This is a genomic window from Saccharibacillus alkalitolerans (genome assembly GCF_011090185.1).
GTDB lineage: Bacteria > Bacillota > Bacilli > Paenibacillales > Paenibacillaceae > Saccharibacillus > Saccharibacillus alkalitolerans.
Map to the genome: position 1 here is coordinate 144,903 of NZ_JAAFGS010000001.1, position 22,135 is coordinate 167,037.

General features: G+C 58.8%; 17 protein-coding genes. 15 read left to right on the forward strand and 2 right to left on the reverse strand.

Features of this window, described 5'->3' with window-relative positions; genetic code table 11:
- Nucleotides 1–138: 138 nt before the first annotated feature.
- From GYN08_RS00620 to GYN08_RS24015, 3 genes are all read left to right on the forward strand, one after another.
- Nucleotides 139–1,029: an ATP-binding cassette domain-containing protein gene (locus GYN08_RS00620; RefSeq protein ID WP_166271513.1), complete on the forward strand. Its 891-nt coding sequence runs from the start codon at nucleotides 139–141 to the stop codon at nucleotides 1,027–1,029.
- Nucleotides 1,026–1,745, forward strand: coding sequence for a hypothetical protein (locus GYN08_RS00625; RefSeq protein WP_166271515.1), 720 nt, complete (start codon nucleotides 1,026–1,028; stop codon nucleotides 1,743–1,745). The genes GYN08_RS00620 and GYN08_RS00625 overlap by 4 nt, the downstream gene beginning before the upstream one ends.
- Nucleotides 1,746–1,833: 88 nt before the next feature.
- Nucleotides 1,834–2,697 (forward strand): methyl-accepting chemotaxis protein, encoded by an 864-nt coding sequence (locus tag GYN08_RS24015; RefSeq protein WP_166271517.1) that lies wholly within the window; start codon nucleotides 1,834–1,836, stop codon nucleotides 2,695–2,697.
- A 408-nt stretch (nucleotides 2,698–3,105) separates the two neighbouring features.
- Here the strand turns inward: GYN08_RS24015 and GYN08_RS00635 are convergent, their stop codons facing one another.
- On the reverse strand, nucleotides 3,106–4,182 hold the full coding sequence (locus GYN08_RS00635) for a HEAT repeat domain-containing protein (protein ID WP_166271519.1): 1,077 nt from the start codon (nucleotides 4,180–4,182) through the stop codon (nucleotides 3,106–3,108).
- A gap of 512 nt (nucleotides 4,183–4,694) precedes the next feature.
- On the opposite strand from GYN08_RS00635, the gene leuS reads away from it, so the two are divergent.
- From leuS to holA, 7 genes are all read left to right on the forward strand, one after another.
- Nucleotides 4,695–7,151, forward strand: coding sequence for a leucine--tRNA ligase (gene leuS / locus GYN08_RS00640; protein ID WP_166271521.1), 2,457 nt, complete (start codon nucleotides 4,695–4,697; stop codon nucleotides 7,149–7,151).
- A gap of 213 nt (nucleotides 7,152–7,364) precedes the next feature.
- A complete protein-coding gene (locus GYN08_RS00645; protein ID WP_166271523.1) occupies nucleotides 7,365–7,880 on the forward strand; it encodes a deoxycytidylate deaminase in 516 nt (171 codons plus the stop codon).
- A 388-nt stretch (nucleotides 7,881–8,268) separates the two neighbouring features.
- Nucleotides 8,269–8,871, forward strand: coding sequence for a ComEA family DNA-binding protein (locus GYN08_RS00650; protein ID WP_166271525.1), 603 nt, complete (start codon nucleotides 8,269–8,271; stop codon nucleotides 8,869–8,871).
- A gap of 4 nt (nucleotides 8,872–8,875) precedes the next feature.
- Nucleotides 8,876–11,617, forward strand: coding sequence for a ComEC/Rec2 family competence protein (locus GYN08_RS00655; RefSeq protein ID WP_166271527.1), 2,742 nt, complete (start codon nucleotides 8,876–8,878; stop codon nucleotides 11,615–11,617).
- Nucleotides 11,618–11,978: 361 nt separating this feature from the next.
- Nucleotides 11,979–12,524 carry an RNA polymerase sigma factor gene (locus GYN08_RS00660; protein ID WP_166271529.1) on the forward strand — a complete coding sequence of 182 codons (546 nt, stop codon included), beginning with the start codon at nucleotides 11,979–11,981 and terminating at the stop codon, nucleotides 12,522–12,524.
- Nucleotides 12,525–13,961, forward strand: coding sequence for an anti-sigma factor family protein (locus GYN08_RS00665; protein ID WP_166271531.1), 1,437 nt, complete (start codon nucleotides 12,525–12,527; stop codon nucleotides 13,959–13,961). It abuts the gene before it with no gap.
- Between the two features lie 233 nt (nucleotides 13,962–14,194).
- The gene (holA, locus tag GYN08_RS00670; protein WP_166271533.1) at nucleotides 14,195–15,214 is read left to right on the forward strand and encodes a DNA polymerase III subunit delta; all 1,020 of its coding nucleotides are present in this window, start codon (nucleotides 14,195–14,197) and stop codon (nucleotides 15,212–15,214) included.
- 223 nt (nucleotides 15,215–15,437) lie between these two features.
- Here the strand turns inward: holA and rpsT are convergent, their stop codons facing one another.
- Nucleotides 15,438–15,713, reverse strand: coding sequence for a 30S ribosomal protein S20 (gene rpsT / locus GYN08_RS00675; RefSeq protein WP_166271535.1), 276 nt, complete (start codon nucleotides 15,711–15,713; stop codon nucleotides 15,438–15,440).
- Between the two features lie 241 nt (nucleotides 15,714–15,954).
- On the opposite strand from rpsT, the gene lepA reads away from it, so the two are divergent.
- From lepA to grpE, 5 genes are all read left to right on the forward strand, one after another.
- A complete protein-coding gene (gene lepA / locus GYN08_RS00680) occupies nucleotides 15,955–17,769 on the forward strand; it encodes a translation elongation factor 4 (RefSeq protein ID WP_166271537.1) in 1,815 nt (604 codons plus the stop codon).
- 293 nt (nucleotides 17,770–18,062) lie between these two features.
- Entirely contained in the window at nucleotides 18,063–19,253 is a 1,191-nt protein-coding gene (gene hemW, locus GYN08_RS00685) for a radical SAM family heme chaperone HemW (RefSeq protein ID WP_166271539.1), read from the forward strand.
- Between the two features lie 362 nt (nucleotides 19,254–19,615).
- Nucleotides 19,616–20,086, forward strand: coding sequence for an N-acetyltransferase (locus tag GYN08_RS00690; RefSeq protein ID WP_166271541.1), 471 nt, complete (start codon nucleotides 19,616–19,618; stop codon nucleotides 20,084–20,086).
- Between the two features lie 166 nt (nucleotides 20,087–20,252).
- Nucleotides 20,253–21,281: a heat-inducible transcriptional repressor HrcA gene (gene hrcA, locus GYN08_RS00695; protein ID WP_166271543.1), complete on the forward strand. Its 1,029-nt coding sequence runs from the start codon at nucleotides 20,253–20,255 to the stop codon at nucleotides 21,279–21,281.
- A gap of 170 nt (nucleotides 21,282–21,451) precedes the next feature.
- On the forward strand, nucleotides 21,452–22,042 hold the full coding sequence (grpE, locus tag GYN08_RS00700) for a nucleotide exchange factor GrpE (protein WP_206023562.1): 591 nt from the start codon (nucleotides 21,452–21,454) through the stop codon (nucleotides 22,040–22,042).
- Nucleotides 22,043–22,135: the final 93 nt, after the last annotated feature.

Consider the following 22,135-nt stretch of genomic DNA (forward strand, 5'->3'; position numbering starts at 1 on the left):
TGACGGCCCCGGCTCCCCATACGGGAAGCCGGGGCTTTTTCGGTTTTCGAAAAACGCTATGAAGACTTATTCCCGCAATGGGCTTTTTTGAAATGCTTGTCTCCTTGCCGTAAGATGGAAGAGGAGGTGGAGATGTCCATGGTTATGCAAAAAAAGATTCGCCGCCGACAGGGCGCGGACCCGGTCATCGCGCTGCAGGCGGCCGGCCGCAGCTACGGCGCGCGCCGGGTGCTGGACGGCATTTCGCTGGAACTGCGGCAGGGAGAAAGCGTCATCCTCCGCGGAGGGAACGGGTCCGGCAAAAGCACGCTGCTCAAGATGACGGCCGGCATCATTCCGGCCAGCTCGGGACGCGTCGTTCCGGGCAGCCGAGACCTGCGTGTCGGCTTCGCGCCGGATCGGCTGCCGAAGCTGCGCATGACGTCGAACGAATACTTGACCCATATGGGACGGATCGCCGGGATGCCTCGCACGGCTTTGGAAGAGCGGATCGAAGAGCTGCATGTCCTGCTGGATCTGCCGGCGGGCAGTTCGTCGATGCTGATCCATTATTCCAAAGGCATGCTGCAAAAAGTCAACTTGATGCAGGCCTGTCTGGGCGAGCCGGACCTGCTGCTGCTGGACGAGCCGTTTTCGGGGCTCGACACCGATTCGTCGGAGAAGCTGCTCACGCTGCTGCACGGTCTGCGGGCGCGCGGCACGGCGATCGTGACGGCGCTGCATGATCCGCTTCCGTCCTGGGAAGCGGTAAGCGCCACTTACCGGCTGCGCGGCGGAGTACTCGTTCGCGAAGACGCGGCCGGCGCGGAGGACGAGGAGACGGACCCTATTTTCTACGAGCTGGACGGCCTGCTGTCCGAAGAAGCACGGCCGGCGCTGGGCGAACAGTTTCCGGATGTGCAGTGGCAGGCAGCAGGCAATGCGCTGCGCTGCCTGATTCCTTCGGGCGGCTGCGAAGTCTTCATGCAGAATTTTTGGGCTGCCGGCGGCACGGTATTGTCGCTTAGACGAAAGGAGAAGAGAGGATGATCGCGCTTCTGGAATATTTGCACCGGTGCTTCATCCGCTCTTACCGCTACGGAGCGCCGACGGTCATCTATGCGGCCATCCTCGCGCTTATTTACAGCACGAACGGCAATCCGGTCATGGACAGCTACGCGTTCACGTCTTCCATGCTGTTCGTCGCCGGAGCGGCGATCGGCAGCCTGATGATCGACGTCGAAGCCGCCAATCAGGAGATGGCGACGATGCTGCATGCCCGCAGTCTTGTGCGGTTGAGCGCAGCAAAACTGCTGTATGCCTGGGCTTTTGCTTCGGCGCTCGGTGTCTTGGCCGTCTTTTATCCCGTGCTGCTCGGCACATTCGACCGCATGCCGATGCCCGGCGAACTCGGGATGGGTGTGCTGTACCATACCGTGCTGGCCGGCCTCGGCATCTCGATCGCCGGCTGGTTCACGGTCAAGCTGTTCGAGTCCCGCTTTTACGCGATGTTCGGACTCGTCCTCTGGATCGCGTTGGCATTCGGGGCGAGAGGAATCGGAAACGCGCTGCCCGCAGGATGGGATTGGCTTACCTACATCCTGCCGCCCGTTCAATTGACGCTGCATGCGCTGACGTACTACGGAGATCTGTCGCTCGGCGAGAAGTGGCTGCCGATCGGCGCCGTTCTGCTGTATGCCGGCTTGTCGGCGGGAGCTCTGCTTCTCGTGCTGCGGCGGCGCAGGCTGGATTATCCCGGGGAGTAGAAAATTTCCGGAAACGCTGCGACAAAGCGCGCATACAAGTTCGCCGTAAAATGCTATATTCGCAGCATTGAGGAAAGGGGCGAGCATTATGAGCACAGTACAATTGAAAGAACAGCAGGGAACGGAAGACATCGAACGTTTAAAGGAGGCTTTTGAATTGATCCTGCCGCTTGTGCAGGAACTGTTCCCGATCGACGTCATGTTCGCGCTGACGGATCAGGAGAAATTCCGTGCGCATCTGCCGGGCAAAGAAATTCATCTTCCTGTCGAACCGGGGGCGCCGATTCCGCCGCAGGGAGGCATTCGCCGGGCGCTCGACGAAGGGCGGACGTTCAGCGGCCGCATCGGGGCCGAAGTATACGGAGCGGCGTTTAAGTCGATAGCCAAGCCGCTCGGGAAAATGCCCGACGGGCGTCCGGCCGGCGTGCTGACGCTGGGGATCAGCCTGCGCAGCCAGGAAGTGCTGGACGGGGCGGCAGAACATCTCGTGCTCAGTTCCGAACAGATTCGCAAAGCGACGGACGAGATTGCCGGCACGGCGACCGAGCTGGCCGCGGAGATCGCCGAACTGCAGGAGATCGGGCACAGCGTCGTAGCCGAACTCCGGCAGACGGACGAAATTTTGTCTTTTATTCGGGAAGTGTCGGAAAATTCGACGCTGCTCGGCATCAATGCCGCGATCGAAGCGGCGCATGCCGGCGAGCAGGGGCGGGGATTCGGCGTCGTCGCGCAGGAAATCCGCAAGATGGCGGAATCCAGCGCGAGTTCGGCGCGCCAGATCGAAAGCATCCTGTCTTCGATCCGCAAGCGGATCACCAATCTCGACGACACGCTGGGCCGCTGCTCGATCCAGAGCAGTCAGCAGGCGGCCGTCACGCAGGAGATCGCGGCTTCGATGGAGCAGTTTTCGGAATCGGCCGAAGAAATCAAAGCGATCGCCAAGCTGCTGTAGAGCGGCAAGTCGTCCGCTTTGCGGGGCGGAATACGTTCGCGTCTCGGGCACAGCGTGCGAAAGGACATTTCTGGCGAATACAAAAAGCCGCTTCCCTTGGGAAGCGGCTCAGGCTGTCGAGAAAGCTGCGTATATGCGGGAAGCGAGAAGACTCCGAGAGAAATTCGTTAGCGTATGCTTCCGATGTGCCTTTCTTCGAAAGGCTGTAGGTCGCGTGTTGAAATCGGGAAAAGAGATCGAATTTTAGCAGAGTTTTCCCGATTTCAAAGGCGAACACTATCGTTCCTTCACTGAATTTCTCTCTCCGTCTTCTCGCTTCTAGCTACGCTGGACTTTCTCGACAAGTTGGCCGCTTCCCTTGGGAAGCGGCTTTTTGCAGCGGATAATAAGTTTGGCGAAGCGGCAGGGTCAGCCCCGCAGCTTCTTCGCCCGGGCCTCGTCCTCTTCGGCGATCTCCCGGCGCCATTGATCGAGTTCCGGCAGAGCGCGGCCCTGCATGACGCAGCTGACGTAGATCGATTCTTTCAGCTCGACGTAGTCCTTGTCGTAGCCGATCTTGATCAGCTCCTGCACGACCGGAACGGCGCTCTCGGAACCGAGGCGGCAGAGACCGTCGGCCAGCTTGGCGATGCGGGTAAAATGATCTTCCTTTTCCAGCAGCGCGATCAGCGCTTCTTCGGAGGAAGGCAGCAGAATGCGCGCGAATACGTCGGCGATCGCCAGCAGCAGGAAGCCGTCGGTTTCTTCGTTGTACATTTTGACGAGATACTCGATCACTTCGTCGCTGCCCATCCGTACCAGGGCGTCCGCGGCCTGTTCGGCGAGCAGATCGTTGTCGGATTTCAGGGCATCGTACAGCAGCGGCAGCACGTAGGCGATCTTCAGCTTGCTGGCGGCCTGGATCAGATAGATCGTGCGGATCGATTCCGGTTCTTTCATGTACAGATCCTGCAGCTCGTCCATCGTTTCGCGCGGCTGCAGCAGCTCTCGTTCGATCAATTCGCTCAACAGGAAGTCAAGCTTGTCGTAGTCGATATCGCCGTAGTCTAGCCCGCTGTTCTTCCGCGTTTCTTCATTAAAAAGACGCAGTACATCTTCGCTGCTCAGGTCAGAGACGCGCACGCGCTCCGCCGCCTCTTCGTACCAATCTTCGTCCAGCGTCTTGATCTGCGGAAGCACCGGCTTCAGCAGTTCCGGGTCGCTGCCGAGCAGCATGCGGGACAGAAACACGCGGGCGTTGCCCGTTACCAAGCCGGCATTCAGCAGATGCAGCATCGCCTGAACGGTAACCTTGGTCTGGGGAAAGGCGCCTGCAAGGTGCAGGTAGACGTCTTCCTTGTGCGGGGCCGATACGAGCTTCTCCAGAACCAGCGCGGAAATATCCTGCGGGTATTTATACGTCTCGGCCAAAAAGCGGATCGCCGCGTTGCTGACCAGAGGGTCGGCATGCGTGATAAACGGTTTGACCTGTTCAGGGGTAAACATGGATTGGATTCCTCCTTGTCGATAAAAAGGGCGTATGCCTATGCGGCTTCCGGCGCGGCGGCGGGGACAGGGTCCGGCTTGCGCACGCGACCGGGAGCGCCTATCAGTATACCACAGCTTAAGACGCCAAGGCGCCGAGTCATTGACTTTTGTCTTTCGTTTTCTATATAATAGGGGCATTGCAAGCGAAAAAGAAGACAGACTCGTCGATGATGAGGAGCAGTAGGCAGCGGACGTTTTCAAGAGAGCCGGCGGTTGGTGCGAGCCCGGCAGCGAACCCTGCGCGAACTCGCCTCGGAGATATGCGGACAGACGGCGGCCCCGACTACGGCGGGCAGACGTTCAGCCGCATCGGCTCATCCCCGATATCGGATGTTTGAGTGAGCGGAAGAATCAGATTCGGTCCGCTAATCAGGGTGGTACCACGGGAAGCAATGCCTCTCGTCCCTGGCGTTTATAACGCCGGAGGGCGGGAGGCTTTTTTGATTTCAGAAGCGAAGGGACAGATGACGATGAGCGAAAGAAACGAGCAGGGAGCCGGTTCGCAGGGCTACCGCGCACAGACGATCGAGCCGAAATGGCAGAAGAAATGGGACGAGGAAAAAACGTTCAAAACGGACGACATGGACCACGGCAAGCCGAAGTTTTACGCGATGGACATGTTCCCGTATCCGTCCGGCGCGGGGCTGCACGTCGGCCACCCGGAAGGCTACACGGCCACGGATATCGTTTCCCGCTACAAGCGGATGCAGGGCTTCAACGTCATGCACCCGATGGGCTGGGACGCGTTCGGGCTTCCGGCGGAGCAGTACGCGATCGACAACGGCGGCCATCCGCGCGAATTCACGCTGAAAAATATCGACAACTTCCGCCGCCAGATCAAGTCGCTCGGCTTCTCGTACGACTGGGATCGCGAGATCAGCACGACCGACCCGGAATATTTCAAATGGACCCAATGGATCTTCCTGCAGCTGTATAAGCGCGATCTGGCTTACGTGGCGGAAATTCCGGTCAACTGGTGTCCGGCTCTGGGTACGGTGCTGGCGAACGAAGAAGTCATCGACGGCAAGAGCGAACGCGGCGGCCATCCGGTCATCCGCAAGCCGATGCGCCAGTGGATGCTGAGAATCACGGCGTATGCCGACCGCCTGCTGGACGATCTGGAAGATTTGGACTGGCCGGAAAGCTTGAAAGATATGCAGCGCAACTGGATCGGCAAGTCGAAGGGCGCGGAAGTGACGTTCCAGGTGGAAGGCACGAACGAAAACATCACCGTCTTCACTACCCGTCCGGACACGCTGTACGGCGCGACGTACTGCGTGCTGGCGCCGGAACATCCGCTGGTGGACGCCATCACGACGGAGCACGAAAAGGAAGCGGTCAAAGCGTATCAGGAGAAAGCGTCGCATAAGAGCGATCTGGAGCGTACGGATCTGAACAAGGACAAGAGCGGCGTGTTCACGGGCGCTTACGCGGTCAATCCGGTGAACGGAGCGAAGCTGCCGATCTGGATCGCGGATTACGTGCTGGCCGCTTACGGTACCGGCGCGATCATGGCCGTTCCGGGCCACGATACCCGCGACTGGGAATTCGCCAAGAAGTTCGGCATTCAGATCATCGAAGTCGTCAAAGGCGGCGACATCGAGCAGGAAGCGTACACGGGCGAAGGCGAGCACGTCAACTCCGGATTCCTGGACGGCATGAACAAGGAAGACGCGATCGCGCGCATGATCCAGTGGCTCGAGGAAAGCGGCAAAGGCGAAGGCAAAACGACGTACCGTCTGAGAGACTGGCTGTTCAGCCGCCAGCGCTACTGGGGCGAGCCGATTCCGATCCTCCATCTGGAAGACGGAACGATGAAGGCGGTGCCGGAAGAGAGCCTGCCGCTGCTGCTGCCGGAGATGGACGAGATCAAGCCGTCGGGCACGGGCGAATCGCCGCTGGCGAACGCGACCGATTGGGTCAACACGATCGATCCGGAAACGGGCATGAAAGCGCGCCGCGAGACCAATACGATGCCGCAGTGGGCGGGAAGCTGCTGGTACTATCTGCGCTATCTCGATCCGAAGAACGACGACGAACTGTGCTCCAAGGAAAAGCTGGACTACTGGCTGCCGGTCGATCTCTACATCGGCGGCGCGGAGCACGCGGTGCTGCACCTGCTGTACGCGAGATTCTGGCATAAGGTGCTGTACGATATCGGCGTGGTCAGCACGAAAGAACCGTTCCAAAAACTCGTTAACCAGGGAATGATTCTGGGACCGAACAACGAAAAAATGAGCAAATCGCGCGGCAACGTCATCAACCCGGACGAGATCGTGAACGAGTTCGGCGCGGATACGCTGCGCATTTACGAAATGTTCATGGGACCGCTGGAAGCGACCAAGCCGTGGAATACGAACGGCGTGGAGGGCGCGCATCGCTTCCTGGCACGCGTATATCGGATGTTCGTCGACGATAACGGCGGCCTGAGCGCGAAAATTTCGGATACGGCAGCCGGTACGGACGAATTCAAGCGCACTTGGCACAAGACGGTCAAAAAAGTGACGGAAGACATGGAAGCTCTGCGCTTCAACACGGCGATCAGCCAGCTGATGATCTTCACGAACGACGCTTATAAGCAGGAAGAGCTGCCTCGTCAAGCGATGGAAGCCTTTATTCAATTGCTGTCTCCGCTGGCGCCGCATATCGCCGAAGAGCTGTGGGAGAAAATGGGCCGCACGGACAGCCTGACCTATGCCGCATGGCCGCAGTTCGACGAAGCTTGGACGACGGAATCCGAAGTCGAGATCGTCGTGCAGGTAAACGGCAAGATCGTGCAGCGCAGCAACGTTCAGAAAGATTGGGACGCGAAGGCGCTGGAAGATCACGCGATGAGCCTGGAAAACGTGCAGAACGCTCTGGCCGGCAAAACGATCCGCAAAGTGATCGCCGTACCGGCCAAGCTGGTCAACATCGTCGCGAACTAACGCGGGAGACGGTCGGAACCGGCTGCGGGCAAGCATGCGGGAAAAGCGGGAGGCGAGGCGGACTTTGCCCGTCTCCCCTTTGCTTGTTCCGGGAGCTTGCCGGCGGAGCGGCCGACGTCCGGCGTTTTCGGCGGGGAGTAAAGCACGATCGCGGGCGCGTTCGTTTCGCTGCGGCATGCGATCGGTCGATTACGGAAGCACGGGGGGATCGGGATGGGAAGCAATCCGCGCAAAGATTGGGATACGTATTTTATGGATATCGCCTTCATGGTGTCGACGCGTTCGCAGTGCCCGAGGCGTCAGGTGGGAGCGGTGCTGGTGCAGGGAAAAAAGCTGCTCGGAACGGCCTATAACGGCGCTCCGATGGGCGTGCCGGACTGCTCGGAGGCGGGCTGCATGATCGCCGAAGAATACGAGCTGGTCCAAGGCGGCGGCGAGGAGAAGGTCGTCAAAAAGCAGCGCTGCGTCCGGACTATCCATGCGGAGCAGAATCTGCTGCTGTTTACCGACCGCGCCGACCGCGAAGGCTCGACCGTATACGTTACGGACGAGCCTTGCTGGACCTGCGCCAACATGTTGGCGAACAGCGGTATCACGGAAGTGGTCTTCTGCCGGGCCTATCCGAAGGACAGCGGCAAAGTGCATGCGATGATGGCGCAAAAAGGAATCGTATTCCGCGAAGTCGGGCATTACCGGCCGCCGACCCCGGCTTCGGAACCCGTATCGTAAGAATCGGTTCAAGCATTTTAGAGACGTTGACTTCAAGCGGGTGCTTTTCTTATAATGGAGGCAATCGGCAATTACTGCTCTGTTCTTATGGACAGCGGCTCATCCCCGTTACCGGATGAACCAGTAGACGGCGGGCGAAGCACGCACGGCCGTCCACTAGGGGAACATGCGGGAAGCACGGCCTCTCGTCCCTAGCGATTTATGCGCTAGAGACGGGGGGCCTTTTTGCGTCGCAAAAAGACGGTTCGAGGGCGCTTGAGCCGTCTCGGGCGTCGAAGCCTGACCGCCGAGCAGGACGCCGCATAGCGGAAACAACGGGAAGCGGGCCAACCGGATTGGCGGGCGGCTGACGAATTTGCAGAGTGAATTTATTCGGGAGGCGAAGCAGATGAAGAAAGAATGGCTGTGGGCGGGCTGCTTATCGGCGGTTTTGGGAGCGGGAGTGCTGCTGTTCGCGGGAGGAACGGAGCCTGAAGGAGGCCCTTGGGAACCGTTGAACGCCAAAATACAGCAGGTCTTGAGCGCCAGCGAGGGTACGGCGTCGCAGGAAGACCGCAGGAAGGAGGAAGCGGCAAATCCGAAAAATGACGTGCGAAAAATCGCGGAATCCGACCATGCCCCGAAAAAAGCATCCGGCACGGCAAGCGCGAAAAAAGAAGCGGACGCCGAGGCGAAAACCGCCGTTCAAGAAATCGCTTCTGCGCCGGCGGGCGGAACCGGCTCCGCGCTGCCGGCGGGCCGCTCCGAGGCTGAACCGGCGGCGGATTCCGGCGAACCCGTTTCCCCGCCGGCCGACGAGGGGAAGATTCGGCTCAATTCCGCCGACGCGGCCGCGCTGATGGAACTGCCGGGAATCGGGGAGAAGAAGGCGCAGGCCATCCTCGATTACCGGGCGCAGCACGGCCCCTTCCGCGACGTGACGGATATCGTCAAAGTGAAAGGAATCGGTCCCAAGATGCTGGAAAAAATGCTGCCGGACCTGGCGCTGTAGCCCGATGGGAACGAATCGAAGACCTCTGGTCGCATTCACGGTCTGTTGGATAGGCGGAGCGGCTGCGGCTCATCTGTACGAAGGCCTGCGCATGGCCGCCGTGTTGGCGGCTTTGACGCTGCTGCTCTTGGCGGTCTCTTCCTTCTGCCGGATTTCGGGCAAAGCGCTGCTTGTTTTCGGACTCGCGATTTGGCTGGCGGCGGGCTACGGAGCGTTCCGCGATGCGCGCAACGCGTCCGTGCTGCCGGAAGTGCTGGGCGATCCGGTCGAAGGCGGATATGCCGGCATAAGATTGCAAGGAACGATGGCGGGCCCGGCCAAAATCGACGGAGACCTGGCCATGTTCGAACTGCGAACGGAACGCGCCGCCGGTTCCGAAGGAGACGGAGCTTCGTTCGCCGAGCTGCGGCGGGCGGAAAACATTGTCGTGCGCGTTAAGCTGGCGGCCGAGTCGGAGCGGCGGGAAGCCGCGGAATGGGGAAGAGGCGATCGCTTGGTCGTATCGGGCGACTTGGAACTTCCGGCGGGAGCCCGGAATTTCGGGGCGTTCGATTACCGCTCCTATTTAAGGAACAAACGGATTCATTGGGTCGCAAAAGCCGCCGGCGCTTCGAGCGTGGAGACCGAAGAGGCCGCGGCGGACGGGCTGCTCCTGCTGCGCCGGAACGACGAGCTGCGGGCCGGTCTTGCGGATAAGCTGGCGGAGCTGTATCCGGGCATCGGAGCCGGATACATGCAGGGCCTGCTCCTCGGCCTGAAAGACGGGCTCGATCCCGACACGTATACGAACTTCGTAAGGCTCGGCATGACGCATGTGCTGGCCATATCCGGAATGCACGTCGGGCTGTATGTCGGAGCGGTACTGCTTCTTCTGCGCAGATCGGGACTTTCCAAAGAAACCGCCCTTACGGCCGCGCTCTGTTCCATTCCGCCTTACGTCCTGCTGACCGGTTCGTCGCCGTCCGCGGTTCGTGCGGGACTGATGGGCATGATCGGTTTATACGCCGCAAGGCGCGGCTGGTTGAAGGACGGCCTGCATATTTTGTGCCTGGCCGCCCTGCTGATGCTGCTGTGGGACCCCTATTATTTGACGGCCGTCAGTTTCCAGCTGTCTTTTGCCGTGACGGCGGGCATTATTCTGCTTGTCCGTCCGATGCGGAGCATTTTGTTCTTCCTGCCGAAGGCCGTATCGGGAGCGGCGGCCATTTCGCTCGTTGCCGACCTCGTATCGTTTCCGCTCGGCATCTACTACTTCAACCAGTATCCGCTGCTCGGAGTGGCGGCCAATCTGCTGCTTGTGCCGTTGATCAGCCTGGTTTCGATCCCGCTCGGCACGGCGTCCCTGATTCTGGGAACTTTCTGGATGGAAGGCGCCCGATGGGCGGCCTATCCGGTCCGGCTGGTCAACGCCGCCGTGTTCTGGTGCGCGGACGGCGGCGGCTCCTTCCGCTGGGCGCGTACCGTCTGGGCGTCGCCGTCGCCCGCCTGGATCGCGCTCTATTATGCCGCCCTGCTCGGCGGCATCTTCCTGCTCGCCGCGCTGCGGAGCGCGCGGCATCCCGGTTCGTCCGCCCCCGCGCGGGCGGACGGGCAGAGCGGGGAGGCGGCGCGGAGCTCCGCCTCCGTTCCCGGCCCCGGCGGCGACACGGCGCCGCTCGGGCCGCAGCCCGGCGCGCCCGCTCTGCGCGCGCGCTTCGGCCGCTCCGGCGCTGCCGAGCCTTACGCGCCCTCCGTGCGCTACGGCGCCCTGCCGGACAGCCGCCGGAACCGGATGCGGCCGCCGCTTGCCGCCGCCTCTTTCGCTCTGCTCGCCGTTCTGCTCGCGGCCGCCTATCATCCCCGCCCCGATCCGGCGGGCTCGGTGCAGATGCTGGATGTCGGCCAAGGGGACGCCATCCTGATTACGACGCCGTCCGGCAGGCATCTGCTGGTCGACGGAGGCGGCACGGTAACGTTCGAGCGTCCCGGCCAGGAGTGGCGCCGCCGGCTCGATCCTTACGAGGTGGGGCGGGACATCGTCGTGCCGCTGCTGAAAAAGCGCGGCGTGCATCGTCTGGACGCGGTCATTCTGACGCACGGGGATCGCGATCATTACGGTGGGCTGCTTGCCGTGCTGGACGAGCTTCCGGTCGACCGCTTCATCATGAACGGCACCCGAAGCGGCGGCGAAGATCTGGACAAGCTGCTCTTCTCGGCGCTGCGGGGAGGAGCGGAAATTTATGCGCCGCAAGACGGCGACGTTTGGCGCCCCGACGACAGGACGGTACTGCGATTTCTCAATCCGTCCGGAGCGTTCGCCGGCCGGCTGCCCGAGTTGGAGCAGCAGAACGAATACTCGGTCGTATTCAAACTCGGCATGAACGGGCACTCCTTTTTGTTTACGGGAGACATCGGCGAGAGCGGGGAACAGGAAATCTTGGCCCGTCTGGACGAACAAGGGGACGGCGAGGCGGTGGAAGTGCTTAAAGTCGGCCACCACGGCAGCAAGCATTCGTCTACCGAAGATTGGGTAAGCCGCTGGTCGCCGAAGCTGTCGCTGATCTCCGTCGGAGCGAAAAATACATACGGCCATCCCAACGAAGGGATCATCGAGCGCCTGGAACAAGCCGGTTCGGCCGTTCGGCGAACGGATCTCGACGGGGAGATCCAGATCCATTCGCCGGCGGGAGAGCCGCTGCGCGTCAGAACGAAGCTGGACGGCGCTTCGGCGTTTCCGAAAAACCGGCGCCGGGGCGAAGCCGAGTAGACTTTCGCATAATGATGCTTCGGAAAGCTGCCGGAACACCTTCTTTCCGTACCCCGGATGCGTCACGCTCCTTGAAGGGCCCGGGCTTCCTTTTCCCGCATTTCGGAGAGAAGGGAGCTTTTTGCGTTTTATATAAGATAAGGGAGACTGCGGAGGCGGCAAGCAGATGACTCCCAAATGCGTTTCTGGTAGACTGGTTGGAGATATGCTTCGGACCGGGAATGGCGGCACCCGGCGGTTCGGACAGCAGAGAGAAAGCGCTCAACCTAATTTGAAACAATTTTTTTACGAAAAGAGAAAAAGAACGCAACCTTTCGGAGAGAAGACTCGTCTGAAAAGGTGCAAGAGAGGGGGACCCTTAGTGGTCGAGCAGGAACTCATCAGAGCCGCTCAATCGGGCGATCGCGACGCTCTCATCACCCTATTGCGAGAGATTGAACCGGCCGTGTACAAGACGGCTTATTATACGCTGAACAACGAACAGGACGCGATGGATGCAGCCCAGGAAGCGCTGATCCGCATTTACACGAAAATCGGTTCCTACGAAGAAAAAGCGCTGTTCAAGACCTGGGTGCAGAGAATCGTGACGAATATTTGTATCGACAAATTCAGACGCGTAAAACCTACGGTGTCGATCGAAGAGCATGAAATGGTGTTCGAAGGGCACGACAGCGTCGAAGGCGAAGTCATGCGGGCCTACACCCGCGAAGATATCGACCGGGCGATCAACCTCCTGCCGGAGCATCACCGAACGGTCGTCGTCCTGCGGTACGTGCAGGATATGTCGTACAACGAAATCGCCGGTTGCCTCGATCTGCCCCTGAATACGGTAAAATCGTATCTGTTCAGAGCCAGGGGCCAGCTTCAGCAGCTGCTGCAAGATTATCAGAAAGGAGGTGCGCTGTAGATGAGACGCGAAGAAGCGCTGGAATATATGAACCGTTACCTCGACCATGACCTCAGCGAACAAGAAACGGAAGAATTGTTCCGTCATCTCGGCGACTCTCCGGAAGCGAGAGAAGATTTCGAATTCCTTAAAGGGTTATCCGATAAGCTGGAATCGCTGCCCGACGTGCAGCCGCCGATCAGTCTGGTCGATTCGATCCTGCCGCGCCTGAACGAAATCAACCGTGCGGCGAACGCCGCCGAACCGAAGGCGGCGCCGGAGATGCTGTCCGAAATGGAAAGCAAGCGGATGTTCGGAGAAGAAGCGCCGAATCGGCGCAGACCGGCTTCTTTCTGGCGCTCGGCGCTCGGGCGTACCGTCGGCGGCACGGCCGTTGCGGCTGCGGTGCTCGGCATTTTCGTCGCCACTTACGAACCGAAGGAAATGCCGAACGCGGAAATGACGACCGGCGCGGCGGTTACGAGCACGACGGACGATACGCTTGTGCCTTCGGCGGGTTCGGAGACGGAGAGCGATGCGGCGGCGGACGGAACCGATCCGAGCACGGAAGCGAAGGCGATCCAGCCGAACGTCAATACGGAATCCGGCAGCCGCCAAGCGGAACCGGATAGCGAGCCGGCGCAGGGCGGAACTCAAACCCGGCCGGGAACGGAAGCCGATTCGCCGGACACGGCCGAACCGACTCCGGCGCCGCCGGAAGAGTCGTCCGTGCCGCAGCCGTCCGGCAAGAGCGAAAGCGGACGTTCGGATGCTTCCGGTTCGAAATCCGAAGGGCCTTCGAGCAAAGAGACGCCGAGAGACTCGGCGGACCCTAACCGGTCGCAGGAGTCCGAAGGCGGCACCCAGGACGGAACTGCCCGAAATACGCAGACGCAGAAAGAAAAGACAGAAACGAAACCCGAAGCAAAACCCGAAGCAAAATCCGAAGCGAAAACCGAAAAAAAGCCGGATTCTTCGGCGAACGCCAAACCGAAGGGGACGGAGAAAAAAGACGCTGCGACCGATCCGGCTCCGGAATCCGCTTCCCCGCCGTCCGCTTCGGACGAAGAAGCCCTGCCGAACGAGAGCATGGGAATTTTTTCTGAAGAAGATCCTGCACAGAAGTCCGAGGAGAGTGCCGGGCAAGGAGAAGGAAGTTCGGAATCCGCGGAGAACCGGGAGGCGGACAGCCGAATTTACGGGTTGACGGTTGCTCCTTCCGAATGGAAGTCGCCGAACGGCACTTATCGGGTCACTTACTCCCGAAACGTGCTGAAGCTTCTTAACGGCAGCGGCACGAAAGAGCTTGGAAACCGGAAGGTGGACGGCGACGTGATCGGGGGCGTATGGTCCGCCGACGGCAAGACGTTTACGTACGATCTGGCCAAGCCGGACGGAACGACCGGACAGGGAACATGGAAAGTCGAAGAAACGACGCTCGAACAGGGCGGAAAATAAAAAATGAACCGAAGACCGGTCCGTGACCGTCCGAAGTGCCGCCGCCGGCGGACAAAGGGCGCCTCTGGCCGGTCTTTTTGCTTTTCGTCCGTTTCGCTTTCCGCTTACCGGGTGTCTTTTTCGCCGCAATCCGGTACAATGGTAACGGCGGAGAAGTACGGCCCCAGCGGCCGCTCCGTTCAAAGCGCCCGATGCGTCAGGCGGAGGGCAGAACGGAAAGAGGTAAAAGGACTATGGATTTAAAAACGGCGGTCAAGCAAATTCGCGGGGGAGAAGTATCGCCCTTGTATCTTTGCTACGGAACCGAAAAATATAGAATGAAGGAATTCGTCGCGATGCTGGAAAACGAGTTGATCGCGGAAGATCAGCGGGCATTCGCGGTGGCGCGTTACGACCTGGCCGAAACGCCGGTGGAACTGGTGGTCGAGGAAGCGGAGACGGCGCCGTTCCTGGCGGAACGCAAGCTGATCGTCGTGCGGGACAGCGCTCTTTTTACGGCAGGCAAGGAATCGGCGAAGGTCGAGCATCGAGTGGAAAAGCTGCTCGATTATCTGGGCAATCCGGCGGACTACAGCGTACTCGTCTTTCTCGCCTACGCGGAGAAGCTCGACGAACGCAAAAAAGTGGTCAAAGCGTTCAAAGCGGCGGCTCCGGTTCTGTCTTTTGCGCCGATGAGCGAGACGGAACTGTCCGGGTGGGTAACGAAGCAGTTCGGGAAAAATTCGGTGTCGATCGGTTCGGATGCGGTGGATGCGCTGCTGAAACGGGCGGGGACCTCGCTGGGCTCGCTGTCGGCGGAGATCGAAAAGCTGTCGCTGTTCGCGGGCAGCGGAGGGACGGTCGGGGCGAGCGACGTAGAGAAGCTGGTGGCGATCGGGACGGAGCAGAGCGTGTTCGTCCTCGTCGAGCATATTGCAAACTTGAAGCTTCAGCAGGCGCTGAACGTATTCTACGACCTGCTGAAGCAGCGCGAAGAGCCGATCAAGATCGTGTCGTTGATCGCCCGCCAATTCCGCATCATGCTTCAGGTCAAAGAAATGTCCGGGCAAAACTATTCGCAGCAGCAGATGGCCGGACAGCTCGGCCTGCATCCGTACGCCGTCAAGATCGCGGCCGAACAAGCGCGGCGTTTCGATACGGCGAGGCTGCGGGGCATTCTGGCTTCGATCGCCAAACTGGACCATGAAATCAAGACGGGCGCGGTCGATAAGGTGTTCGGGCTGGAAATGTTTTTGCTGAAGCTCGGAGTTTGAACGCGGTCGAAGAGAAGAAGAGGAACGGGAACTCAAGAAAGCCGGGGCGAACGAGCTTCCGGCTTTTCGGGCCTGCGCCCCGCGGATCAAGCAGGGGAGATGCCGCGGCGGACGCAGTCTTTTGCCGCCCGGGCGAAGAACCTGCCGAAAAACTTAAAAACCCCGATCTCCTCGCGGATTTCGGGGTTTCATAAGTGGTGTTATATCGCAAAGTGCGAAGACCTTAGGCTTGTTCAGCTTTCAGGGCGTTCGCTTTTTTAGCGAGACGGGATTTTTTGCGCGCTGCCGCGTTCTTGTGGATCAGGCCTTTAGTTACGGCTTTATCCAGCTTTTGCGAAGCGTTCTTAACTGCAACTTGTGCAGTTTCCACATCATTGCTTTCCAGCGCTGTCGTAGCGGTTTTTACTGCGCTGCGAAGTGCGGATTTTTGCGAAGCGTTAAGCGCACGGCGTTTCTCGTTCGTTTTTACGCGTTTGATGGCGGATTTGATATTAGGCATTGCATTCACCTCCTGTAAAGCATATACGAAACATCGAAAGTTTCACAACTTAAAGTATCTTAGCATGACAGCGCTCAAAAAGCAACCGTTCTGCGATATTTTAGAAGGTTATTTTTGCAAAATCGGCTTGCGGGGCATGTTTCGCCCTTCTGCGGGATTGCTGGGATTTCTCCCAACTGCTATAATGTATGGATTGATTCGGCTTGTATAATCGAGTCTTAAATCGAGGCGGAGGTAAGGAATGACTGACATTGCGGCAAGACAGAAGAAAATAAGGAACTTTTCCATTATAGCGCATATCGACCACGGCAAATCGACGCTTGCCGACCGGATTCTCGAATATACGGGCGCTCTGACTTCCCGCGAGATGCAGGAGCAGGTGCTCGATCAGATGGAGCTCGAACGCGAGCGGGGCATCACGATCAAGCTGCAGGCGGTCCGGCTGACGTATAAAGCCGACGACGGCGAAGAATATTTGCTGAACCTGATCGACACGCCGGGACACGTCGACTTCACGTACGAAGTGTCGCGTTCCTTGGCCGCGTGCGAAGGCGCGCTGCTGGTCGTCGACGCCGCGCAGGGCATCGAGGCGCAGACGCTGGCGAACGTCTATCTGGCACTGGACAACAACCTGGAAATTTTGCCGGTCATCAACAAGATCGACCTGCCGAGCGCCGAGCCGGAACGCGTCAAGCAGGAAGTCGAGGACGTCATCGGGCTCGACGCCAGCGACGCCGTATTGGCTTCCGCCAAAGCGGGCATCGGCATCAAGGAAATTTTGGAGCAGGTCGTGCAGAAGGTGCCGGCGCCGACCGGCAATCCGGACGAGCCGCTCAAGGCGCTGATTTTCGACTCCCACTATGATCCGTACAAAGGCGTCATCGTGTATATCCGCGTGCTGGACGGCAAGATTAAAGCCGGCTCCAAAATCAAAATGATGGCCACGGACAAGACGTTCGAAGTTATCGAAGTCGGGGCGTTCATGCCGCGCATGACGATGGTGGACGAACTGAACGTCGGCGACGTCGGGTTCGTCGTGGCCGGCATCAAGACCGTCGGCGACACGCGCGTCGGCGATACGATTACGGATGCCAAAAACCCGACGCTCGAACCGATGCCGGGCTATCGCAAGATCAACCCGATGGTCTTCTGCGGCCTGTACCCGATCGAGTCTTCGGATTATAACGATCTGCGCGAAGCGCTCGAGAAGCTGCAGTTGAACGACGCTTCCCTGACGTTCGAGCCGGAGACGTCCAGCGCGCTGGGCTTCGGCTTCCGCTGCGGATTCCTCGGCCTGCTGCACATGGACGTGATCCAGGAGCGGATCGAGCGCGAGTTCGACATCGCCCTGATCACGACCGCGCCGAGCGTTATTTACAAAGTGGGTCTGACCGACGGTTCCGAAATTTCGATCGACAACCCGTCGCACTACCCGGAAGTGGGCCGCATCGAATACGTCGAAGAGCCGTACGTCAAGGCGTCGGTCATCGTGCCGAACGACTTCGTCGGCACGGTCATGGAGCTGTGCCAGAACAAGCGCGGCGAGTTCGTGAACATGGAATATCTGGACACGACCCGCGTTACGCTGACGTACCAGATTCCGCTGTCCGAAATCGTCTACGACTTCTTCGACCAGCTGAAGTCCGGCACGAAAGGATACGCTTCGTTCGACTACGAAGTTTCGGGCTACCGCAAGTCCAATCTGGTCAAAATGGATATTCTGCTCAACGGCGAACAGGTCGATGCCCTGTCGTTCATCGTGCACCGGGAACGCGCTTACCAGCGCGGCCGCGTCATCTGCGAGAAGCTGCGCGAGCTGATTCCGCGCCAGATGTTCGAGGTGCCGATCCAGGCGTCCGTCGGCACGAAAGTCGTCGCGCGCGAGACCGTCAAGGCGATGCGCAAAAACGTCCTCGCCAAATGTTACGGCGGCGATATCTCGCGTAAGCGCAAGCTGCTCGAGAAGCAGAAAGAAGGCAAAAAGCGCATGAAGCAGGTCGGCAACGTCGAAGTGCCGCAGGAAGCGTTCATGGCGGTATTGAAGCTGGACGAATAAGCTTCTTTTTCGCTCGGAGGCTTAAGACTGCAGGTGCCGCTTCGGTATTCTGGAATTTAATTTTAAGCGACTGACTCAGGAAAGCCGTTTCGCGGCTTTCCTTTTTGAAGATTATCGGAAATTTCGCGTAAGCCGCCATAAAACTTGATGTCGATTCAAGAAGAAGCGCAGCCAGCGCCAGGCCGTTGTTTTATCTATCCAAACGTGTACGTACGGCATCGGCGGAAGTTCGCTTTTTCCGCAGCGCCTCTCGCCCGACGCCGCGCCTTATACAGGTACTAGGAGGCTTTACCATGACGACAGAACACACTCGGATCCCGGCCAAGGCGCCGGAAGCCGTTTATATCCATATTCCGTTTTGCACCAACAAATGCTTTTACTGCGACTTCAACTCTTATGTGCTCAAAGACCAGCCGGTGATGGATTATTTGCGGGCGCTGGATCGGGAGATGGAGCAGACCGTGGCGATCACGCCGCCGGGCGTAATCAAGACCATTTTCGTGGGAGGCGGCACGCCTACCGTGCTCAAGCCGGACGAAATGGCCTTTTTCCTGAGTTCCGTGCGCAAGCACTTCCCGAACTGGGCCGACGACATCGAATTTTCGATGGAAGCGAACCCGGGTACGACCGACCTGGACAAGATGAAAGTTATGAAGGACGGCGGGGTGAACCGGGTGAGCTTCGGCGTGCAGGCGTTTCAGAATACGCTGCTCGGCGAGATCGGACGCATCCACAATACGGACGACGTATACCGCTCGCTGGAAAATGCGCAGAAGACCGGCTTGAACAATCTGTCGATCGACTTGATGTTCGGCCTGCCGAACCAGACGGTGGAGATGCTGGACGAGAGCGTGACGAAAGCGCTGGAGCTCGGGCTGCCGCATTATTCCATTTACAGTCTCAAAGTCGAAGAAAACACGCTGTTCCATACCCTGTTTCAGAAAAACAAGCTGCCGCTTCCGAGCGAAGACGACGAGCTGGCGATGTACAGGCTGCTGATGGACCGGATGCGGGGCGCGGGCTATAAGCAGTACGAGATCAGCAACTTCGCCAAGCCGGGCAAAGAAAGCCGCCACAACATCACGTATTGGAAAAACGAGGATTATTACGGGTTCGGCGCGGGCGCGCACGGATACGTGGGCCGCAAGCGGCACATCAACGTTAAAGGCGTGAACCCTTACAACGAAGCCGCGTTCAAAGGGCTGCCTAGGCTCGAAGAATTCGAAGTGCCGCGCGAGGAAGCGATGGAAGACTTCATGATGGTCGGACTGCGCATGCTGGACGGCATGGAGAGCGGGCGTTTCCGCGAACAATTCGGCGTGCCGGTGGAAGACATGTTCGCCGCGCCGCTCAAAAAAATGACGGACCTCGGGCTGATCGAGCGCCGGACCGACATCGAAGGGTACAAGCTGAGCGAAAAAGGAATTTTGTTCGGAAATGACGTATTCGGCGAATTCATCGGTTATTTGACGGTGGGCGCGTAACGGTTCCGAACGAGAAACTCGAGTCCGGCCGGAAGGTAGAGCGCCGGAGGGAGCGGTCCGGTGAATAAAAGACAATCGAATAACGGACGGAAGGACCGGCGAAAGCCGGTCTTTTTTTTGCGTTTTACCTGTTTTTTTGGCCGCTTCGCCGTCTTTTATCCTGCTTTCCTGCTGTTACGAAGGCGAAAGAACGGGTAAACAAAGCTCTATGCGCGTCGGATGTGAAAACGCCAAAAAAATTTGTTTTCCCTGTGTAAAGGTATTGAAAAACTATGCGCATTGATGTATATTTATCCAATCCAAATCTTGAACGAAAATCCGGCGCGCATGCGTCGCGAACGAAATAGGGAGGTGAACGGCCGATGCCCGCCGTTACCGTTGTATGCAGACAAGCAAACCTGGAAGACGTAGAACCGCTGTATTTGATGATAGAAGAATATGCCCGCAGGGGGATCATGCTCCCGCGCTCCAGGGAGGTGCTGCGGCGCCAGATCGATAATTTCGTCGTGGCGGAGGAAGACGGAAAGGTCATCGGATGCGGTTCGCTCTGTTTGCTGGGTCCGGATCTCGTGGAGATTCGCTCGCTCGGCATTATGGAAGGCAACAAGGGCAAGGGAGTCGGTTCCAAACTGGTCGACCGTCTGATCGAGCTCGCGATCGAACAGGGCATCCCGAAAATCATGGCGCTGACGTACGAAGTTTCGTTTTTCGTAAAAAACGGCTTTACCGTCGTTCCGATGGACGTGTTTCCCGAAAAAGTCTGGACCGACTGCATTCACTGTCCCAAGCGCGATCGCTGCGACGAAATCGCCGTCCTCAAAATGATCGGCTGAGCGTCCGAATCCGAACGTCGAAAAACGCGCATACCCGCCAAACCGAACTTGACAATGCGGAGTCCGGTTTGGTATTTTTGTAGTAGAGTTTAGCACTCATTTGAATAGAGTGCTAACGGAAGAAGGTTCCGATGGACTCTTATCGATCCGGACAGGAGGGGATCTCGTGTTAAGCGAACGTCAGAGCATGATTTTGAACGCCATTGTGGACGACTACATCCGTTCTGCCGAACCGGTAGGGTCCCGCAGCATCTCCAAGCGGGGCGATGTGGCTTTCAGTCCGGCAACCATCCGCAACGAAATGGCGGATTTGGAAGAGTTGGGTTTTCTGGAACAGCCTCATACGTCGGCGGGGCGGATTCCTTCCAATAAGGGGTACCGATATTACGTCGATCATCTGGCGCCTTTGAATCCGCTGAAAGCGGAAGATTTAAAACTGTTCAAACAGCTGGCCGCCGAGAATTTGAACGCCGTGGAGGAAGTCATTCAGCATGCCGGAACGATTCTGGCGACGATGACCAACTATACGTCGATTCTGCTCGGACCGGAAATGTTCAATACCTCGCTGCGCCATTTTCAGCTGCTTCCGCTGAGCGAGACGACGGCGGTCGCCATCATTGTCACCAGCACCGGCGAAGTCGAGAACAAGACCGTTACGATTCCGGAAGGCGTCTCCGCTTCCGATATGGAAGTGATGGCGAACCTGCTCAACGCCAAATTGGCCGGCGTGCCCATGCATAAGCTGAAAGCGCGGCTGTATTCGGAAATCGGGCAGGAAATCCAGCGTCATGCGGATCATTACGAGAAGCTGATGCAGCTGCTCGACGACGCCCTTGCCGCCGGCAAGGATCAGAAGGTGTTCCTCAGCGGGACGACCAATATGCTGATCCAGCCGGAGTTCAAGGATATCGGCAAGCTGAAGACCGTGCTCGATCTGCTGGAAGAGACGCCCACGCTGACGCGTCTGCTGAACTCCGAACACAAAGGGATTCAGGTACGAATCGGCAGCGAGAACGTGCATCAGGCTTTCGTTAACTGCAGCCTGATCACGGCGACCTATTCGCTCGAAGGGGAATCGTTCGGCACGATCGGTATTCTCGGCCCCACGCGCATGGAGTACGCGAAGGTAATCGGCACGCTCGATCTGCTGTCGCGCGCCATGAGCCGCGCGCTGACGGGGCGTTACGGCGCGTAGCCGGCCGAAGTTCCCGTCATCCGGACGGCGCCGGATGCAGGCGCGGATTCGTCCAGGCCGCGCGTCGTTTGCGCATGCGCCGAGGTATTTATTATTTTTACGGGTAAAGACTTGCGAGGCCAGAAGCCCGATAAGCACCCGTGCGATCCATACAAGGAGGTGAACGCATCTTGAGTCAAGAACAATCGAACCATCCGGAAACGGAAGCCGAAATCACGGAAGAACAGCAGGATGCACAAACAGCCGGAGAAACGACGGAAGAAGCGGAGGCGGGAGCGGCTTCGACTTCCGATATGAGCGTAGAGCAGCTGCAGGAACGAATTGCCGCGCTGACCGCGCAGTCCGAAGACTATATGCAGCGTCTTGCGCGCTCGCAGGCCGACTTCGACAACTTCCGCAAGCGCACCATCCGCGAAAAGGAAGAACTGGGCAAGTACGCTTCGGCCAAGCTGATCACGGAGCTCGTTCCGGTCATCGACAACTTCAGCCGCGCTCTGGACACCCGTCCCGAAGGCGAAGGCTCCGAATCGTTCGTGAAAGGCGTGGAGATGATCCACCGCCAGTTCGAGAACGTGCTGCAGGCGGAAGGCCTGACGGCGATGGAGACGGTCGGACAGCCTTTCAATCCGGAATTCCATCAAGCGGTCATGCAGGTGGAGAGCGACGAGTACGAAGAAGGCATCGTGGTCGAAGAGCTTCAAAAAGGCTACATGCTGAAAGATAAAGTGCTTCGTCCGGCCATGGTAAAAGTCAGCGGCTGACCGGCGAGTTTGAAAACGCGCCCCAAACCGTTATGATAGAGCGTAGAACCCGAAACATGGGAGAAACGCGTCCATATATCGCAACTTTAAAAT

What these genes read in the sequence shown, in the direction of transcription:
- GYN08_RS00620 (WP_166271513.1), top strand. Translation starts at nt 139, where the DNA reads ATGGTTATGCAAAAAAAGATTCGCCGCCGACAGGGCGCGGACCCGGTC.
- GYN08_RS00625 (WP_166271515.1), top strand. Translation starts at nt 1,026, where the DNA reads ATGATCGCGCTTCTGGAATATTTGCACCGGTGCTTCATCCGCTCTTAC.
- GYN08_RS24015 (WP_166271517.1), top strand. Translation starts at nt 1,834, where the DNA reads ATGAGCACAGTACAATTGAAAGAACAGCAGGGAACGGAAGACATCGAA.
- GYN08_RS00635 (WP_166271519.1), bottom strand. Translation starts at nt 4,182, where the DNA reads ATGTTTACCCCTGAACAGGTCAAACCGTTTATCACGCATGCCGACCCT.
- leuS (WP_166271521.1), top strand. Translation starts at nt 4,695, where the DNA reads ATGAGCGAAAGAAACGAGCAGGGAGCCGGTTCGCAGGGCTACCGCGCA.
- GYN08_RS00645 (WP_166271523.1), top strand. Translation starts at nt 7,365, where the DNA reads ATGGGAAGCAATCCGCGCAAAGATTGGGATACGTATTTTATGGATATC.
- GYN08_RS00650 (WP_166271525.1), top strand. Translation starts at nt 8,269, where the DNA reads ATGAAGAAAGAATGGCTGTGGGCGGGCTGCTTATCGGCGGTTTTGGGA.
- GYN08_RS00655 (WP_166271527.1), top strand. Translation starts at nt 8,876, where the DNA reads ATGGGAACGAATCGAAGACCTCTGGTCGCATTCACGGTCTGTTGGATA.
- GYN08_RS00665 (WP_166271531.1), top strand. Translation starts at nt 12,525, where the DNA reads ATGAGACGCGAAGAAGCGCTGGAATATATGAACCGTTACCTCGACCAT.
- holA (WP_166271533.1), top strand. Translation starts at nt 14,195, where the DNA reads ATGGATTTAAAAACGGCGGTCAAGCAAATTCGCGGGGGAGAAGTATCG.
- rpsT (WP_166271535.1), bottom strand. Translation starts at nt 15,713, where the DNA reads ATGCCTAATATCAAATCCGCCATCAAACGCGTAAAAACGAACGAGAAA.
- lepA (WP_166271537.1), top strand. Translation starts at nt 15,955, where the DNA reads ATGACTGACATTGCGGCAAGACAGAAGAAAATAAGGAACTTTTCCATT.
- hemW (WP_166271539.1), top strand. Translation starts at nt 18,063, where the DNA reads ATGACGACAGAACACACTCGGATCCCGGCCAAGGCGCCGGAAGCCGTT.
- GYN08_RS00690 (WP_166271541.1), top strand. Translation starts at nt 19,616, where the DNA reads ATGCCCGCCGTTACCGTTGTATGCAGACAAGCAAACCTGGAAGACGTA.